We start from the raw sequence: 18,050 nt of genomic DNA on the forward strand, positions 1-18,050 counted from the left end.
CCTAAGGTGTCATCAGAAAGGCAAAAACCGCATAGCCTACAATGGCTGCGTAACCCAGCGGGTAGATCCACTTGATTGCATAGTTGTCCAGCTTTCGCGCCACGTCCTCGCGACCGGACACTTTCAGTTTGCGCAGCGCGACATTGAACACGATCAGTGCCCCGGTCATCAGGAACATGCATTGCAATATGAAGTCCAGGAAAGTCAGGTAACCCAGCTTGGGCAGATCGGCAGAAATGGCCCAGTTGAAGGCCACGAATACCAGCAGGTTACCCCCGGCAATCTCGATCCGGCGGCGGTATTCATCCAGAAAAAACAGCGCCCACCCGACAGAGATCAGCACCAGCATCGGCAGGAATACCCGGATCACATAGTAGGTCAGGTGCCGGTGACCCTCGAAGGCCAGGGCAATCTGGTCACTATCCCGGCCGGACAGTCCGATCACGGTCGAGTGCTCGACCCGGGCGTTGTCCAAAATCCACTCTTCCTCGCCCAGCAGATCGCCGAGGCCTGAATACGCCTCGAGCGGGTAATAGGACACGTATTCAGTCGGAAAAACCGAGACGACTTCGAAATAGAACTGCTGCGTGTCGAAGGGGTATTTCCGGAAATCGAAATGCGGGGCCTGCAAGGTCAGCGAGGATTTCTCGGCATAGACAACATGCCCGTCATGGCGCACCGAGGCGGCGGCTTCATGGACCCACTTGTTGGATTGCTGATTATGAACCACAAACGCAGGCAAAACCGCCCCCAGTTCGCGGGCGTGATTGGCCAGCACCGAAGGGTTGAACACCTGAATTTCGCGTCCGACGTCATCCCGGTCAAAGGCCAGCGTCGGATCGGTCCATTCGGCCCTCAATATGACGACGGCCCCATAATTTTCAGCCTTCTGATCCACGCTTGTGATCTGATCGATCCGGATACCGATCCCGACCTGCAGCGGGTTTTCCGGTGTCCCCTTCAGCGCGTGAAGCCCGCCGCCCAGCGTGTTCTGCGCCAATGCCGGCCCGCCCCCGATCAAAGAGAGGCATGTCATCACAGCCAGGAGACATATGACGCGGACCAGTTTCACATTCGGGCTCGCTTTGAGTTGAGGATCACCGAGGCCGCCAGACGCGGCCCCGGCGTGATATTATTCTGACCAGCTGATCCCGGTCAGATCAATTGCGGCGGTGGGCGCATTCTGCCACAGCCCTTGCACTCCGGCCCGGGCCACGCCCAGCTTTGCCAGCTGGAACAGATATCCATTGACGTAGTCATTCGAAATCAGCCGTTGCGCCTCGCCCAGAAGCCGTGCGCGTTCGTCAGGATCGGTCGTGGAATTCAAGGTATCCATCAGAGCCTGAAAATCAGTGCTGTCATACTGGAAATAATAGTCGGGGCGCGCATAGATACCGATATCCATCGGTTCCGTGTGGCTTACGATGGTCAGGCCGAACTCTTTGCCTTTGAACACCGTCTCAAGCCATTGCGCCCATTCCACGTTGATGATTTCGGCCGTTATACCGACCTCGGCCAGCTGCGCGGCAATGATTTCACCACCGCGGCGGGCATAAGATGGCGGCGGCAGATGCAGCGTGGTTTCGAACCCGTTTTCCAGACCCGCCTCGGCCAGCAGCGCCTTCGCCTTTTCAGGGTCGTAGGCAGAATTTCCGGTCAAATCCACATAAGCCGGGTTGTGCGGCGCGAAATGTGTGCCGATTGGCGTGCCGTATCCGAACATGGCACCGTCAATGATGGCCTGACGATCAATAGCATGAGCCAGCGCCTGGCGAACGCGAATGTCATTGAACGGGGTCAGCTTGTTGTTCGTCGACAGAATCGTCTCGCCCTCGGTCGAGCCGACCAGAACCTGAAACCGCGGATCGGCCTCGAACTGAGGCAGATTCTCGGGAGCCGGGTAAATGTCGAAAACGTCCACATCCTCGGCCATCATGGCGGCAAAGGCAGCGGTCGGGTCCGAGATAAACTTAAAGGTGGCCGTTTCCAGCGCGGGCTGGTCACCCCAGTAATCAGGATTGCGGTTCAGCGTAATGCTGTCGCCCTGAACCCAATTGCCAAAGGTATAAGCGCCGGTGCCGACCGGATTTGTCTTGATGTTTTCTATGCTTTCGGGCGCAACGATCACCGCGTCGCCCCAGGCCATGTTGAACAGAAAATTGCCATTGGGTTCGGACAAGGTGACTTTGACGATCAGCGGGTCAACAACCTCGACATCCTGAATTCCGGCGAACAACGCCTTCTGCGCATTGGCGCTGTCTTCGGCGCGGGCGCGATCCAGGCTAAATTTGACGTCCTCGGCGTCCATGGTTGTGCCGTCATGGAACGTCACCCCGTCGCGCAGCGTGAAGGTGTATTCGGTGCCATCATCCGAAATCTCCCAGCTTTCCGCCAAACCCGGGACAACGGATCCGTCACCCATGAAACGGGTCAGGCCCTCGAAGATATTGGTGTAAACGACCGAATCTATCGCTTGTGCCGCCGCGCTTGTCGGGTCCAGATGCGGCGGCTCAAGCCCCATCGCTATTGTGATATCTGATTTGGCCAGGGTCTGGCTGGCAAACAGGCTGGCACTGACGGCCAGTGCTGACACAAAGGGTCGAAACATCTGTATTGTCACGAAATTAACTCCCCACTGAAAACAGACCGGCTCATGCTGTCACCGGCTTTATTGATAACAATGTCACTCTAAACCTCGGGTCATTCAAGGAAATGTTCGCGCAACCGGGGTTTCTTCGCCAGCGCGCGATCTGCTATGCTGCACTGCAACATTGACCCCGCAGGAACGAGCATGAGCGCCACAGCCCGCAAAAAAGCCCCAAATGCCGAGGATATTCGCGCCCGAAAAGGCGGTGATCCGTTGGTCAGCCTGACCGCATATACCACTCCGATGGCGCGGCTGATGGATGCCCATTGCGATTTTGTTCTGGTGGGCGACAGCGTCGGCATGGTGCTGCACGGGCTGGAATCGACCCTTGGTGTGACGATGGAGATGATGATCCTGCATGGCCAGGCCGTCGCGCGCGGGTTGGAGACGGCCTTGATGGTCATCGACATGCCCTTTGCCAGCTACGAACACGACCCGGCACAGGCGTTCAAGAACGCGGCCCGCCTGATGGCAGAGACCGGCGCGGGCGCCGTCAAGCTGGAAGGCGGCGTTGATATGGCCGAGACGATCCGCTTTCTGGTCAGGCGTGGCATCCCGGTGATGGCTCATATCGGCCTGACGCCGCAATCGATCAACACGCTGGGCGGCTACAAGGTGCAGGGCCGCGATGATCAGGCCCACGCCGTGCTGGCCGACGCCCATGCCGTCGCCGAAGCCGGCGCATTTTCCGTCGTGTTAGAGAAAGTTCCGCAAGGGTTGGCCGACCGCATTACGGCTGAGATTGCGATCCCGACGATTGGTATCGGTGCGTCCGCCGGGTGCGATGGACAGATCCTAGTGGTAGACGACATGGTGGGCTTTTTCACCGCTTTCAAACCGAAATTCGTCAAACGGTATGCCGAGCTTGGCCCTCTGGCCGAGGCTGCCATTGCCGAATACGCCGCCGAAGTCCGGGCGCGGACTTTTCCGGCGGACGAACATGTCTTTGCCGACCGGGCGCCGTCCAAGGGACCCAGGAAATGACCGCTCCAATCCTTCGCCGTCTGGCGGACCTGCGCGCGCTGACCATCGATTGGCGCCGCAAGGGCGAGGTGATCGGGGTTGTTCCCACCATGGGAGCGCTGCACCAAGGGCATCTGTCACTGGTCGAGGCCGCGAAGGCGGGCACCGACAGGGTGATCGTCACGATCTTTGTGAACCCCAAACAGTTCAACAACCCCGAGGATCTGGCCAATTATCCGCGCACCGAAATCGAGGACGCGCAGAAACTGGCCCCGTTGGGTGTCGACGCGATTTATGTGCCCGAGCCCGAGGAAATCTACCCGCAGGGCTTCGCCACCAATGTATCTGTCATGGGTCTGACCAATGTGCTTGAGGGCGAATTCCGCCCCGGTCACTTTGACGGAGTCGCCACGGTGGTCGCAAAACTGTTCCTTCAAACACAATCAGATCGAGCCTATTTCGGGGAAAAAGACTATCAGCAACTGTTGGTCGTTCGTCGGATGGCACGGGATCTGGATATCCCCATCGAGGTGATCGGCTGCCCCACGGTGCGTGAACCCTCGGGTCTTGCCATGTCCTCGCGCAATCTGCGCCTGTCTCCCGAAGGGTTGAAGACTGCCGCGAAGATGAGCAGGGTCATGCAGGAACTGGCGGACGCGCTGGATGACGGGGTAGCTTTCGATCCGCTGGCTTCGAAGGCGCGCACTGCCCTGCTGGCTGCTGGCTTTGCGCAGGTGGAATATTTGAAACTGCACTGCGCCGAGACACTGGAACCCTTGAGCCATGCTGAGCGGCCTGCCCGTCTGCTGGCAGCGGCCTGGCTTGAAGGTGTTCGGCTGATCGACAACATTCCTGTCTGAACGCTCTGGCACGATTGTCATTGTTTGCGCTAAAGTCCTGCAAAACCAAACGGGAGAGGGCGCAGGCGTGACCTATATTCTTGCCATTGATCAGGGCACCACATCATCGCGGGCCATTTTGTTCGACACGGATATGCAGCGCGTCGGCACCGCGCAGCACGAATTTACCCAGCACTTCCCGCAGGAGGGCTGGGTCGAGCATGATGCCGAGGAAATTTGGGAAAGCGTCCTGCGTGTCTGCCGCGAGGTGATGGACAACACCGGCGTAACCGCAGATCAGATCGCTGGCATCGGTATCACCAATCAGCGCGAAACCACCGTCGTCTGGGACCGCGCCACCGGCAAACCGATCCACAACGCCATCGTCTGGCAGGACCGCCGGACCGCCGAGATTTGCGCCCGCTACAAGCAAGCCGGTTGTGAAGATGACGTCACCGCCCAGACCGGTCTGCTGCTTGATCCCTATTTTTCGGGCACCAAGGTAAAATGGCTGCTGGACACCGTACCCGGCGCGCGGGAACGGGCCGAAGCCGGAGAGTTGATGTTCGGCACTATCGACTGCTTCCTGATCTGGCGCCTGACGGAAGGACGCAGCCACGCAACCGACGCAACCAACGCCGCACGCACTCTGCTGTTCGACATTCACAAGGGTGAGTGGAGCGCCGAGATCTGCGATCTGCTGGATGTGCCGATGAATATGCTGCCGAAGGTACATGACTGTGCGTCGGACTTCGGAAATACGTATCTATTTGGGGGCAATATTCCGATCCTGGGCGTGGCCGGGGACCAGCAGGCCGCCACCATCGGACAAGCCTGTTTCCAGCCCGGGATGATGAAGTCAACCTATGGCACGGGTTGCTTTGCGCTGCTGAACACCGGACCAACGCCGGTCAAATCCAACAATCGCCTGTTGACCACCATCGCTTACCAGCTGGACGGTCAGCGGACTTACGCGCTGGAAGGGTCGATCTTTGTCGCCGGGGCGGCGGTTCAATGGCTGCGCGACGCGCTCAAGATTATCGACTCGGCGCCGGAAAGCGGAGAACTGGCGCAGCAGGCCGATCCCAACCAGCATGTTGTGCTGGTTCCGGCCTTTACCGGCCTTGGGGCACCCTATTGGAAGCCGGATTGCCGCGGCGCGGTGTTTGGCCTGACCCGCAATTCAGGCCGCGCCGAGTTTGCCAAGGCTACGCTGGAAAGCATCGCCTACCAGACGCGCGACCTGTGGCATGCCATGCAGGGTGATTGGGGCGCGGATACCGATGTCACCCTGCGCGTCGATGGCGGGGCGAGTGCATCGGATTGGGCGATGCAGGGCCTGTCGGATTATCTCGGCGCCGAGGTTGACCGCCCTGTGATGCAGGAAACCACCGCCCTGGGCGCTGCCTGGCTGGCCGGGATGCGCGCCGGCATCTATCCGGACCAGCAGGGATTCTCGGAAACCTGGGCGCTGGATCGCCGGTTTGTACCAGAAATGTCCGCCGAAGACCGCGATGCGGCCTATGACAGGTGGAAACGTGCCGTTTCCGCCGCAATGGCGTTCTGAAACCAGTGAAGGATCAGCTGTGATCCTTCATCAACCGCTGCTTCTGCCGTGACCAATCGCGCTTGGCCTGGGTTTCGCGCTTGTCGTGCAGCTTCTTGCCCTTGGCGATACCGATCTTCAGCTTCGCGCGGCCCTTGTGGTTGAAATACAGAACCAGCGGCACCAGTGTCATGCCCTTGCGCTGGGTCGCGTTCCACAGGTTCGACAATTCCTTGCGCGAAACCAGCAGCTTACGCCGGCGGCGTTCTTCGTGTTTGAAGACCTTGGCCTGTTCGTAGGGCGCGATGTAACTGTTTATCAGCCACAATTCTCCGTCATCGACCGAAGCATAGCTTTCGGCGATGTTCGATCCGCCAGCACGCAGGGACTTGACCTCGGACCCCTCCAGCACGATGCCGCACTCGAGATCGTCCTCGATCGCGTAATCGAAGCGGGCACGCCGGTTTTCGGCGATGACTTTGTAGTTCGGGTCTGTCTTCTGTTTGGCCATAACGCGTTGATTTAGGCGGCTTGGGCGGACCTTGCAAGCCGTAGACGTCAGGATGGCGCCGAGATGATCAGATCGGGGCCAAAAATCGTGTCAGAGTGGTTGTGCAGATAGATCTTCAGCCACGGCGTAAACCGGGATGGGTGGCGCTGCACCTCGGCCAGAAGATCGTGATAGTCGATCCAGCGGATCTCCATGACTTCTTCCGGATTAGGCTCGATTTTCAGAGAACCACGAGCCCTGGCCAGAAACACGTCGACCACTTCATGTTCGATCATGTTATTGCCGACATCGGCGTGGTATTCCAGCCGATGACGGTATTCCGGGTATAGCCCTGTAATCCCAAGTTCCTCGCGCAGACGGCGCACAGCGCATTTGGATGCGGTTTCACCCCAGTCAGGATGCGTGCAACAGGTGTTCGCCCACAGGCCCGGCGTGTGGTACTTTCCCAACGCCCTGCGCTGCAGCAGAATCTCGGTCCCGCGCACGACAAAGACCGACACCGCCTTGTGCCGCAGGCCCTTTTCATGCGCCTCAAGCTTGTCGACGGGGGTCAGTTCGCCATCGACCCATGCCGGGATCATGATACCCATTTGTTGTCTCCTGCTGCCAATCCGCCTGTGTGACGGGACGTTGCGGATTACCTTTGGCCGGATCGGCTTGGCGTCGCGGCATCACATGTTCAGAGCGTGACTAGCCGCGCATTCCCAACGTGGCGCTGATCGTACCCGTTATCAACCGCACGAAAGGCCGCAGGGGCTGCGGCCTTTTGTACTCACACAGGTCGTCTGATGGCTGGAGATTATTCGCCCGAAACGCTGACGATATAAGCGTAGACGTCTTCGCCGCCGCTTTTCAGTTTGAAGGTCATCTTGGACTTGGCAGCTGTGTTATCCAGATAGGATTTCAAAAAGGTCTTGGGATCTTGCGAATACTCGACAAAGGTCGCTTCATCCCAAACCAGCCCGTTTTCACCTGCAGCCACGATGCTGTCGCCATATTTGAACCCTTCGACGGTGCCTGCGGTCCGACCCGCGATTCCATACAGGTTCGGGCCGGTCTTGCCGCCCTTGACGATCACTTCGCCAGCAGGATCGGCGATCTGGTGGCAGGATTTGCATTTGTTAAAGGTCTTTTTGCCGGCCTCGGCGTCGCCTTCTGCATATGCGGGTAGGGCCATCAGGCCGACGATTGCGGTTGCGAGGATGCGATTCATAGCTTTTGCTCCGATACGAATTGGCTGCACCGAATGGATCGTCGGCGCAAAAAAGAGTCAACGCGCAGATTGCCGCGCGCGGCCACTGTGCCACTGCGGCATAGTGGCCGTCCTTAACTTATGTCATGTGACCCGGACCAACAGGGCAAAAGATCGCCAGCCGCTGGTGTTGCCAGATAAATCGCCCGCGCGATGGCGCGCGCCAGACATAGTGAGGCGGCGTGCCCGATCATTCCCAGCACTGCCTCGTTCTCCAAAGGCATTGACCCGGTACTGACACCAAAGACCAGATCACCGTCGCCCGGCGTATGGGCGGGCAGGATGGCGCGTGCAATGCCATCATGCGCGGCCACGGCCAGCCTTTGGCATTGCGGTTTGGTCAAAGCGGCGTCCGTCGCCACGACAGCGATGGTTGTGTTGGTCTTGTCCGGCTCGGCCGGGCGCATGGCCTGCGCCTTGAGGCTGACCTGAGGCAGCCCCAGGCCCGCTCTGAAATCAGGCCCTAAACCGCCGAATTCGTCGCCAATTTCGTAAGGCGCAGCCCAGAAATGACGGTCGCCGGGCGTGGTGATACTGCCCAGCGGGTTGGCTGCGACCAGAGCCCCGACGGTGACGCCCGTGTCCAGAACAAGCGATGCAGACCCAAGCCCGCCCTTGTGCATAGCGGCCAGGGCTCCGGTCCCTGCACCGGCCGTGCCCAGCGCAAAGTCCTTTGAGGCCGCGTCAAAAGCGGCGCGCCCCAAGGCACGGTACGGGTTCTCGGTCCAGCTTTTGTCACCGCCGTTGAGCAGATCGAACAGGATTGCCCCGGGCACGATCGGGACCACGGTATGGCCGACCGGATACCCCCGGCCTTGCGACCGAAGCGCATCCGACACGCCGGAACTGGCATCCAGTCCAAAAGCCGATCCGCCGGACAGGGCGATGGCATCTATCTTTGTCACCGTTTTGTCGGGGGCCAGAAGATCGGTTTCGCGCGTACCCGGCGCGCCGCCCATCACGTGCACGGACGCGGTGAAAGGCTGATTGGCCGTTAGAACGGTTGTGCCGGATTTCAACCGGCCATCCTGAGCATTTCCGACCAAAAGCCCGGGGATATCGGTGATCAGGTTCTTAGGTCCGGGTTTCATCGAGAGGGTTTCCCTTGTCTCAGCAAAGCGCTGCCCCCGGTGGGGGTGCTTTTCAACAAAAGAGGGCGCAGGTCAGATACAGCGGCCACCGTCAACCTCCAGCGCGGTTCCGGTGATCATGCTGGCCTCGTCCGAGCACAGGAAACAAGCGGCGTTTGCCATGTCCTGAGGCGTGGAAAACCGGCCCAGTGGAATGGTCGACAGGAACTTGGCGCGAATCTCGGGTGTGTCTTCGCCCATGAAGGATTTCAGCAAGGGGGTTTCTCCGGCCACCGGGCAGATCGCATTCACGCGAACGCCAAAGGGCGCCAGTTCGACGGCCATCGTCTTGGTTGCGGTGATCATCCAACCCTTTGAGGCGTTGTACCAGTTGAGGTTCGGGCGCGGCGACAGACCCGCTGTGGAAGCAACGTTCAGGATCGCGCCCGAGCCCCGCGACTTCATTGCCGGTACAAATGCCCGCGCAGTGTGAAAGACCGATTTCATGTTAACGCTGAAGACGCGGTCGAAATCCTCCTCGCTCACTTCCTCCAGCGGTGTCGGCAGATGAGTCACGCCTGCGTTGTTCACCAGAATATCAACCTGCCCAAACTGGGCGATGGCGGCGTCTGCCATTGTTTGAACGGAAATCGCGTCGGCGACATCAACGTGCTGGGCCACGGCTGCCCCGCCGAGGGTCGCGGCCATTTGTTTTGCCGCATCCTTGTTGATATCGGCGATCATCACGCGCGCGCCCTCGTCAAGGAACTTTTGGGCAATCCCGGCCCCAAACCCCGAGGCGCCACCAGTCACGATCGCGGTTTTATCCTTAAGCCTCATCGCGTTACCCCTCTGCCGATGTTCCGGGTCAGACTATCAACGCCCCGGCAAGATACCAGATTAATCTTCGGACACCTTGCCCCGCAGCGCTTTGACGTCGCCACGCGCCTTTTTAGCCGCAAGCCGGCGCTTGACCGAACCGTAGGTGGGCTTGGTTGCAATACGCCGCTTGGGCTTGACCAATGCGCGGGTGATCAGCTCGGCCAGTCTGGCGCGCGCGATTTCACGGTTGCGCGCCTGCGAGCGGGTCTCTTCGCACTGGATGATGATCGCGCCCTCTTTGGTCCAGCGTCGCCCGGCGAGCCGCTTCAGCCGGGATTTGACCGGATCCGGCAGGGACGGGGAGCGCGCCGCCTCAAACCGCAGCTCGACAGCGGTGGAAACCTTGTTGACGTTTTGCCCGCCCGGACCGGACGAGCGCACAAAGCTCTCGGTCATTTCCCAGTCCTGCAAGATGATATCGTCCGTAACGCGCAACATGCGCGCGACCTTACAGGTGGCGCGCAGAAACAAAAAGGGCCGCCCCGGCGGGACGGCCCTTCGAAAGTTCAGGAGGTCGGGTCGGTTAGATCAAACGACCAGCCGGAGCGAGCGCTCCGCCAAGGGCTGCCTTAACAGGCGATCCCCCCGGTTGTTCCGACACCTCTCTCCAATCTCTTTCTCGACACTGGATCACCTCCTTTTCTATCTGTTGCGGTTGAAAAGAAGCGTGACACAAGTTGTGCCAATCTCAAAGCACTTTTTTTACACAGGCTGAGCGGTCAGTCGCGCAACGATCACCTTGAACGGGATCAGTGCGATCATCGCCAGCGACAGTTTCACCAGCCAGTCGGCAAAGGCCAGCGTTACCCACAAAGGCGCCATTGGACCGGACAGCATGAAGGGAACAGGTTCCCATGCCCAGCTGATGGCCGCATCGGCATTGGCGCCGAAGAACGTGACCGACGCCGAGAAGGCGATGGTGAAGAACAACGCGGTGTCCAGCGCCGAGCCGACCAGGGTCGAGACCAGCGGCGCGCGCCACCAGCGGCCGCCGCGCATCGCGTTGAACACAGTAACGTCCGTCAGCTGCGCGATCAGGAAGGCGGTTCCGGACGCGACAGCAATCCGCAGCGGCACCGCGGCATAGGTGAAGCCATCGCCCTGCAGCATGATCTGGCTGCCGATGAGCGAGCAGATGATACCGGTGACAAACCCGGCAAACACGACCTTGCGGGCCGGACCCACGCCATAGACGCGGTTCATGATGTCAGTGACCAGAAAGGCCAGCGGATATGTGAAGGCACCCCAGGTCAGCAGGCCGTCAAGGATCAGGAACTGGACCAGGATGTTCGAGGCCACAACGATAGTGGCCATGGCAATAATGCCGGGAATAAAGCTGCGTTGCATTTTTAGATGCCCGTTTTGACAAGGTAGCGGCGACTTGGCCAAGGGTTCATCCCAAGGCAAGCCGCGCTTCTAGCGAGTCGAATCGTGTTTGGCAAGTCATTCGGGCAGCAGGTATTCCACCAGCTCGGTACTCTGTAGAGCCAGAAAATTGTCGTCCGAGATCATCGTCGCCCGCAGACGCCCCTGATCGTCGCGCCAGACCGACAACCCTTCGAGGTTATCATGCGTTCCGGTACCGGTTTCAAACAGGGTCTCTTCGGACATGGGTGTGTCTGCATTGATCTGCCAACGGCGCAGGCGCGAGCGGAAGCCGGTCAGCGATACGGCACGTTCGAGAACATACAATCGGCCATCCGGGCCGAAATCTGCGGACACCGGCAGGAACCGGCCCCGCTGCGGCAGGACAAAGGGCGTGGACCACGCCTGACCGTTCCAGCGATAGACCGGGATATGTCCTTCGGCGGTGCGGTTCTTTTCCGGTAGGGTATACAGCCGTCCCTGATTGTCGATCGCCAACCCCTCGAACGATCCGTTGCCCTCCAGACCGTTGAACGCCTTGGGGCGCGGCAGAACGCGCGCCGCTCCGCCCGGGCCCGAATAGCGGGCAATGCGGTGAACGCCTTCGAAAGAGATATAGAAGCTTTCGTCAGGCGCGACGGCGAGTCCTTCGGAATCACCTGTGTAACCGGGCAAGGCGCGCCCTGTGCTGGACAGGACAGGCCAATGCCCCAATACTTTGACCTCGCTGATACGGTCCCCGTCCCGGTCAATCCGCGCGGTCACAAGGACAGCCCGGTCGCTGAGCGCGATCAGCTTGCGACCGTATTCGGACAGATGGATCGCCGAAAAACCGCCAAACCAGTCCGACCCGTTGGTCCACGTAAAACTGCCCAGATGGGTGGCGGCAGGACCCTCGGCTGCCCGAAGAGGCCCCGCCAGCACCAGTGTCGCAATCAGTTGGACTGCAAGACGGCGGTGCATTGCTGGGGCAGATCGGCCAATCGGTATTCGCGGCGTTTCTTGGGGGCGGGCGCGTTTGGATCAGGCGGCGGCGGGTTGAGGATATTCTGCACCCATTGCTGCGCTTCGGCACAGCCATCACCTTTGGGCGGCGTATCCTGGTTGACGCAGCCACGCGATCCTCTGGGGCATTTCAGCCGGACATGGAAGTGATAGTGATGCCCCCACCATGGCCTGATCTTGCGCAGATAGGCGCGGTTGCCCTTTTCGTCGTTGCACATCTGAACTTTGGCGCCCGGGAAGACGAATATCCGGGCCACGCGCTTGTCCTTGGCAGCCTCTCGCAGAACAGCATGGTGCTGTTTGGTCCAGTTGCCGTTCACATACGCCCCGTTCGAGCGGCGCAGGGAAATCGACGAGATATTCTCACGTGCCTTGCGGGACAGCCTCATGTCGTTGCCCGGCAGCATCCATATATCGATGTCCAGACCCAGTTGATGGCTGCGGTGGCCGGATGTCATCGGACCGCCACGCGGCTGGCTGATATCCCCGACATAGAGACCATTCCACCCTGGTTGCTTCGCCGCAAAGCGGCTGAGGTCCTGCACGTAATCGATCGCGTCGGGATGTCCCCAATTTCGATTTCGCGACAGGCGCATGGCCTGCCATGTCGGCCCGGTTTCGGGCAATTGCACCGACCCGGCCGCACATCCGCGCGAATAACTGCCGAAGGCGGCGGGTTTTTGTTGTGAACTGACTCTCTGCGCCCCGAACAACTGCTTGGCCAGGGGTTGCGCCCCCGCCGCGCCTGCCAGCGTCAAAGTCGCAAGAATTGCCAAAAAGCGTAATAAAATCATCTGCTCTGATCCCCTTCCGGTTTAACCCAGCGCATTAGGAACAGGCCCAGAATAAACAACAGAACGATGGGTGACACCCCCAGTCTTGCGCTGCCCGTCGCGGTGGTGGCGATCCCGATCAGCAGGGGCGCGGCAAAGGCAGTGGCGCGACCGGACAGCCCGTAAAGCCCGAAACTCTCGACCGGCGCCTCGGGATCGGTATGGCGCACCATCATGGATCGGCTGGCCGATTGCAGGATACCGCCCATGCCACCGATCAGGACGCCGCAACCAAAGAAGACCAGATCCGGCAGGTTTGATCCCTCGGGCAACGCGATGCCGTAAATCTGCGTCCGGTCCATCAGAACGACAGTGACGCAGACAAAGATCAGAACCCAGATTGCGACCAAAATAACCGGTTTAGGGCCGTATTTCCGGTCCATCTTGCCGCCAATCCAGGCAAAGATGGCCGAGGCCAGAACGCTGACGATTCCAAACACGCCGATCTTGATCAGATCCCATTCCAGCACCAGGCGCGCGTAAACGCCGCCAAAACTGTAAAGCCCGTTCAGCGCATCGCGGTAAAACATGGACGAACCCAGATAGGCCGCAAGACTGCCCCGGTGCCGCAGGGCGGCAATCGACTTCCCGAGCAGGCGCAATGCCTCGCCGACACTGCCCTTCTTGTTCGTCTGTTCATCGTCGCGCACCCACAGGAAATAGGGCACCATGAACAGAACGAACCACCCTGCGGTAAAGGGCCCGACAAAGCGCGTGCCCTCGCGCGCGCCGGCGTCCAGCCCGAACAACGGCTCCATCCCGATCAGCGTCTTGCCGTTGGGCTGTTCAACAAACAGCGTCAGCATGATCGCCAACGAGATCAGACCGCCAAAATATCCAAACGCAAAACCCGAGCCTGAAATCTCTCCGACTTCATTGTCATCGCCCAGATCGGGAAGCTGCGAGTTGATGAAGATCAGCGCATATTCCGCACCCACAAACCCCAATCCGAAGGCCGACAGCATCAGCCACATGTTCGAACCATCTGGCAGCGTGTACCATAGCGCGGCGGACCCCACCGCATACATCACCGAAAACGCGAAAATCCACGGGATGCGACGGCCGGAAACATCTGCCATAGCCCCCAACAACGGCGCGCCAAACGCGATGATCAACCCGGTGATGGTCAGGCAGTTCGCCCAGACTGTCTGCGCCTGCGCGGCGGCGGCTTCTGTTTCCAGTCCGGTATTGGCATAGTATCCGGCTGCGACCCCTGCAAAATAGGGGCCGAACACGAATGTCACCAGCAGCGTATGATATGGCTGACTGGCCCAATCGAAAAACCACCATCCCCAGATGCGCTTGCGCTTGGAAATCTCTGCCATCACTGCCTCTTTGTGCGTTTTGCTTCATAAGACGGGGCTTTGATATAATTCGCAAGCTTTCAGTTGGCCCGGACTTGCTCTTTGCGGCAGGGGCGCTTAGGTCTCAGCAAACGCGCAAACGGAGTGCCCATGCTGTCGCTGATCCAAATCCTTCTGCTGATCCTGGACATTGTCTGGTTCATCATCCTGGCCCATGTGATCATGAGCTGGCTGATCAACTTTCAGGTGCTCAACCTGCATCAACAGCTAGTGGCGCAGATCTGGTATGGCCTGAACCGACTGTTGGAACCGATCTATGGCCCGATCCGGCGCGTTCTGCCCAACATGGGCGGACTGGACCTGACACCATTGGTGGTGCTGGTCGCGGTCTATGCGCTGCGGATCATCCTGATCAACAATGCGGTCTATTTCGTCTGACCTCTTGTTCACCGAATCTTAGTGTGTGATTGTCCTGTCTTAAGAGCAGATAAACCTTAAAACAGGGCACCCCCGCACATGTTCGACGCCGCACCCCTGCTGCGAGATGTCTTTGGATTCGACGACTTCCGTCCCGGGCAGGAAGAGATCGTCGATGCCGTGACCGCAGGCGAAAACGTGCTGGCGATCATGCCCACTGGCGGTGGTAAATCCCTGTGTTATCAGCTTCCTGCCCTGCTGCGCGACGGGGTGACGGTGGTGATCTCCCCTCTGATCGCCCTGATGCGCGACCAGGTGCGCGGGCTGCAGGAGGCCGGAGTCGAGGCCGGGGCGCTGACCTCGGGCAACACCCCCGAAGAAACCGATGCGGTGTGGGAGGCGCTGGAGGCCGGGCGGCTCAAGCTGCTTTACATGGCCCCCGAACGTCTGGCCGCCGGGTCGGCCTTGGGTATGTTGCGGCGGATCAATGTCAGCCTGATCGCCGTGGACGAGGCCCATTGCGTCAGCCAATGGGGCCACGATTTCCGCCCCGACTATCTGCGGATCGGAGAGCTGCGGCGCGCGCTGAACGTGCCACTGGCGGCCTTCACCGCCACGGCAGATGCGGAAACGCAGGACGAGATTGTCGAAAAACTGTTCGACGGCACCGCCCCGCGCAAGTTCCTGCGGGGCTTTGACCGGCCCAATATCCATCTGGCCTTTGCCGCCAAGGACGGGCCGCGCAAGCAGATCCTCGACTTTGCCGCCGCCCGCAAAGGGCAATCGGGCATCGTCTATTGCGGGACCCGCAACAAGACCGAAGTTCTGGCGCAGGCCCTGCGGGCCGAAGGCCATTCTGCCTGCCACTATCACGGTGGCATGGAGGCCGAAGATCGCCGCATCGTCGAAACCCGGTTCGCGCGCGAGGATGGCTTAATCGTGGTTGCCACCGTCGCCTTCGGCATGGGTATCGACAAACCCGATATCCGCTGGGTCGCCCATGCGGACCTGCCCAAATCCATCGAGGCCTATTATCAGGAAATCGGGCGCGCCGGGCGCGACGGCAGCCCTGCGGAAACCCTGACCCTTTTCGGCCCCGACGACATCCGCCTGCGCCGTTCGCAAATCGACGAAGGACTGGCGCCGCCTGAACGGCGCATGGCCGATCACGCACGCCTGAACGCCCTGTTGGGACTGGCCGAAGCGCTGGAATGCCGCCGCCGGAGCCTTCTGAGTTATTTTGGCGAACAGGCTGAACCCTGCGGTAAATGCGATCTGTGTGACAGCCCACCCGAAGTGTTCGACGGCACCACACCTGTTCGCATGGCCTTGTCCGCGATCCTGCGGACCGAGGAATGGTTTGGTTCGGGTCACTTGATCGACATTCTGCTGGGCAACGAGACCGACAAGATCCGTGCCCGCCGCCACGATGATCTGTCTACATGGGGTATCGGCAAGGAATGGTCGCGCCCACAATGGCAGGCGATTTTCCGGCAGATGATGGGCCACGACCTGGTCCGCCCCGATCCTGAACGCCACGGCGCGCTGCGCATGACCGAGGCCGCGAAACCCATCCTCAAGGGCGAGGCGCAGATCAACTTGCGTAAGGATACAATACGCAAGGCGACTCGTCGGCCTGCGGTCAAGATGATGGTGTCGGAAGAAGACGCGCCTCTGCTGTCTGCGCTGAAGGCCAAACGACGGGCGCTGGCGGAATCTGCCAGGGTTCCGGCCTATGTCATCTTCCCTGACCGCACCCTGATCGAGATGGCAGAAAAGCGCCCCGCCACGCTGGATGACATGGCCCGGATCGGTGGCGTCGGCGCGAAGAAACTGGAGCGGTACGGCGACACCTTTCTTGAGGTGATCGCGGGTGTGGTCGAAACCGTGCATCCCGCGCGGCGCAAGCTGGCCGGGCGCGATCAGGGCGACATCTACGATCGCTTGCTTGAAATTCAGACACGCTTGTCACGCGGTCCGGACGGGATCGACAAACCGCTGACTTGCTCGGCTTCTCAATTGGCCAGGGTGGCGCAACTCCGCTCGGACGATCCACGGGCGATCGAGCAGGTGCTGGGCGACCGCCGTTACGAAAGGTTTGGCGCTGCCTTTCTGGACGTGCTGCGTCAGGCGGGCTAGATACCCTGCATCAGGCAAGAAACGAGGGCGGATATGCTGGTAGTCATTTCCCCGGCCAAGCGGCTGGACTGGGCAGAGCGGGATGTCGATGTCACGCAACCGGACTTTCAGAATGATGCGATCCGCCTGTCGAAAACCGCCAGAAACCTGACTCTGGGCGATCTGAAGAAACTGATGGACCTGAGCGACGATCTGGCCCGGTTGAACCGCGACCGGTACCGCGTTTTTTCCGATTCGCCGGACGCAGAAGTGACCCGCCCTGCTGCTTTGGCATTTGCCGGTGATACCTATCAAGGGCTCGAAGCAACCTCACTGGACGCCGAGGAATTGGTCTGGGCGCAGGATCATCTGCGCATTCTGTCCGGCCTTTACGGTGTGCTGCGACCGTTGGATGCCATTCAGGCCTATCGGCTGGAAATGGGCAGCAAGCTTAAGACCCGGCGCGGCAAAAACCTTTATGAATACTGGCGCGACCAGTTGAGCAAGGCCCTTAACGCGCAGGGTAGCGCCATTGGGTCTGACATTCTGATCAACTGCGCCAGTCAGGAATATTTCGGCGCTGTCGACCCGAAGACGCTTAAACTGCGGGTTATCACACCGGTGTTCATGGAAGACAAAGCCGGTTCGCCGAAGATCGTCAGTTTCTTCGCCAAAAAGGCGCGCGGTGCCATGGCGCGGTATGTTATCCAGCACCGGCTGACCGATCCCATGGGGCTGCTGGATTTCGATACCGGGGGCTATCAGTACCGTCCACACCTATCGGAACAGGACAAACCGGTCTTTGTGCGCCCCTATCAGGCCTGATCCAGCATTGAAGGATCAAAAGCCACCAGTTCAACGGTGTTGCCTTCGGGGTCCTCTGTGAAGACTCCACGCCAGCCGATCCAGCCGAATTTTTCGACGCGGTAGGGTTGTCCTAATTCGGTGTACCAGCGCATGACGGCCTCCTGCTCGGAAAACGGCAGAGAAAGGGCAATGTGATGTAAGGATGACCTGCCTCCGGTCACGGGCTTGTTTGCGCTGTTCGGGTGCAACCCGGGCCGCGGAGCCGCCGTGTGATGAAACAACGCCAGCACCTGTATATGTCCGTCAAACCCTTCGGCGATGCGAAAAAAGGTAATGGCGCTGTTGTGATCGCCCGATAGACGCTCAAGCCCGATCACATTTTCATAGAACGCAACCATCGCGGGCATGTCGGCGCAGCGGATCGCAATCTCGCCCAACGCACGAGGGCGAAATCCGCGGTGATCCGAGGTTTGCTTGCGGGTCATGCGATC

Annotated in this window: 19 protein-coding genes; 6 read left to right on the forward strand and 13 right to left on the reverse strand. The window is 59.9% G+C overall.

Annotated features, from left to right (window positions below):
* Position 1: 1 nt before the first annotated feature.
* Both ACR1XU_RS09925 and ACR1XU_RS09930 read right to left on the reverse strand, forming a co-directional pair.
* Positions 2 to 1,000, reverse strand: a complete 999-nt coding sequence (locus ACR1XU_RS09925; RefSeq protein ID WP_480906116.1) for a ligand-gated ion channel — start codon at positions 998 to 1,000, stop codon at positions 2 to 4.
* A 132-nt stretch (positions 1,001 to 1,132) separates the two neighbouring features.
* Complete coding sequence (locus ACR1XU_RS09930) at positions 1,133 to 2,608, reverse strand: ABC transporter substrate-binding protein (protein WP_480906118.1); 1,476 nt, start codon at positions 2,606 to 2,608, stop codon at positions 1,133 to 1,135.
* Positions 2,609 to 2,791: 183 nt separating this feature from the next.
* Between ACR1XU_RS09930 and panB the strand changes: the two genes are divergently transcribed.
* The 3 genes from panB (at position 2,792) to glpK (ending at position 6,016) form a co-directional block, all read left to right on the forward strand.
* Positions 2,792 to 3,631 (forward strand): 3-methyl-2-oxobutanoate hydroxymethyltransferase, encoded by an 840-nt coding sequence (panB, locus tag ACR1XU_RS09935; RefSeq protein WP_480906121.1) that lies wholly within the window; start codon positions 2,792 to 2,794, stop codon positions 3,629 to 3,631.
* Entirely contained in the window at positions 3,628 to 4,470 is an 843-nt protein-coding gene (panC, locus tag ACR1XU_RS09940) for a pantoate--beta-alanine ligase (protein WP_480906124.1), read from the forward strand. Before panB ends, panC begins: the two co-directional genes overlap by 4 nt.
* Before the next feature lie 67 nt (positions 4,471 to 4,537).
* Complete coding sequence (gene glpK / locus ACR1XU_RS09945) at positions 4,538 to 6,016, forward strand: glycerol kinase GlpK (RefSeq protein WP_480813762.1); 1,479 nt, start codon at positions 4,538 to 4,540, stop codon at positions 6,014 to 6,016.
* Positions 6,017 to 6,029: 13 nt separating this feature from the next.
* Here glpK and smpB read toward each other — a convergent pair whose 3' ends face one another.
* From smpB to ACR1XU_RS09995, 10 genes are all read right to left on the reverse strand, one after another.
* Complete coding sequence (smpB, locus tag ACR1XU_RS09950) at positions 6,030 to 6,506, reverse strand: SsrA-binding protein SmpB (RefSeq protein WP_170679982.1); 477 nt, start codon at positions 6,504 to 6,506, stop codon at positions 6,030 to 6,032.
* A gap of 47 nt (positions 6,507 to 6,553) precedes the next feature.
* Positions 6,554 to 7,096, reverse strand: coding sequence for an isopentenyl-diphosphate Delta-isomerase (idi, locus tag ACR1XU_RS09955; RefSeq protein WP_170612928.1), 543 nt, complete (start codon positions 7,094 to 7,096; stop codon positions 6,554 to 6,556).
* A gap of 209 nt (positions 7,097 to 7,305) precedes the next feature.
* On the reverse strand, positions 7,306 to 7,719 hold the full coding sequence (locus tag ACR1XU_RS09960; RefSeq protein WP_480906127.1) for a c-type cytochrome: 414 nt from the start codon (positions 7,717 to 7,719) through the stop codon (positions 7,306 to 7,308).
* Positions 7,720 to 7,832: 113 nt separating this feature from the next.
* Positions 7,833 to 8,849 carry a P1 family peptidase gene (locus ACR1XU_RS09965; protein WP_170612924.1) on the reverse strand — a complete coding sequence of 339 codons (1,017 nt, stop codon included), beginning with the start codon at positions 8,847 to 8,849 and terminating at the stop codon, positions 7,833 to 7,835.
* A gap of 72 nt (positions 8,850 to 8,921) precedes the next feature.
* Positions 8,922 to 9,668: an SDR family oxidoreductase gene (locus tag ACR1XU_RS09970; RefSeq protein WP_170807059.1), complete on the reverse strand. Its 747-nt coding sequence runs from the start codon at positions 9,666 to 9,668 to the stop codon at positions 8,922 to 8,924.
* 60 nt (positions 9,669 to 9,728) lie between these two features.
* Positions 9,729 to 10,148, reverse strand: a complete 420-nt coding sequence (arfB, locus tag ACR1XU_RS09975; protein ID WP_170807060.1) for an alternative ribosome rescue aminoacyl-tRNA hydrolase ArfB — start codon at positions 10,146 to 10,148, stop codon at positions 9,729 to 9,731.
* Positions 10,149 to 10,412: 264 nt separating this feature from the next.
* Complete coding sequence (locus tag ACR1XU_RS09980; RefSeq protein ID WP_170679990.1) at positions 10,413 to 11,057, reverse strand: queuosine precursor transporter; 645 nt, start codon at positions 11,055 to 11,057, stop codon at positions 10,413 to 10,415.
* Positions 11,058 to 11,153: 96 nt separating this feature from the next.
* Complete coding sequence (locus ACR1XU_RS09985) at positions 11,154 to 12,038, reverse strand: esterase-like activity of phytase family protein (protein WP_480906132.1); 885 nt, start codon at positions 12,036 to 12,038, stop codon at positions 11,154 to 11,156.
* Entirely contained in the window at positions 12,011 to 12,874 is an 864-nt protein-coding gene (gene mepA / locus ACR1XU_RS09990; RefSeq protein ID WP_170612914.1) for a penicillin-insensitive murein endopeptidase, read from the reverse strand. Before mepA ends, ACR1XU_RS09985 begins: the two co-directional genes overlap by 28 nt.
* On the reverse strand, positions 12,871 to 14,238 hold the full coding sequence (locus ACR1XU_RS09995) for an MFS transporter (RefSeq protein ID WP_170612912.1): 1,368 nt from the start codon (positions 14,236 to 14,238) through the stop codon (positions 12,871 to 12,873). Before ACR1XU_RS09995 ends, mepA begins: the two co-directional genes overlap by 4 nt.
* A 129-nt stretch (positions 14,239 to 14,367) precedes the next feature.
* Here ACR1XU_RS09995 and ACR1XU_RS10000 point away from each other — a divergent pair, with 129 nt between their 5' ends.
* The 3 genes from ACR1XU_RS10000 (at position 14,368) to yaaA (ending at position 17,577) form a co-directional block, all read left to right on the forward strand.
* A complete protein-coding gene (locus tag ACR1XU_RS10000; RefSeq protein WP_170568510.1) occupies positions 14,368 to 14,655 on the forward strand; it encodes a YggT family protein in 288 nt (95 codons plus the stop codon).
* Positions 14,656 to 14,733: 78 nt separating this feature from the next.
* Positions 14,734 to 16,773 (forward strand): DNA helicase RecQ, encoded by a 2,040-nt coding sequence (gene recQ / locus ACR1XU_RS10005; RefSeq protein ID WP_480906135.1) that lies wholly within the window; start codon positions 14,734 to 14,736, stop codon positions 16,771 to 16,773.
* Positions 16,774 to 16,806: 33 nt separating this feature from the next.
* A complete protein-coding gene (yaaA, locus tag ACR1XU_RS10010; protein ID WP_480906138.1) occupies positions 16,807 to 17,577 on the forward strand; it encodes a peroxide stress protein YaaA in 771 nt (256 codons plus the stop codon).
* On the opposite strand, the gene ACR1XU_RS10015 is transcribed toward yaaA, so the two are convergent.
* Positions 17,568 to 18,044, reverse strand: a complete 477-nt coding sequence (locus ACR1XU_RS10015; RefSeq protein WP_480906141.1) for a VOC family protein — start codon at positions 18,042 to 18,044, stop codon at positions 17,568 to 17,570. The two genes, yaaA and ACR1XU_RS10015, sit on opposite strands and share 10 nt — an antisense overlap.
* Positions 18,045 to 18,050: the final 6 nt, after the last annotated feature.

Source organism: Ruegeria sp. D1(2025), from assembly GCF_056536425.1.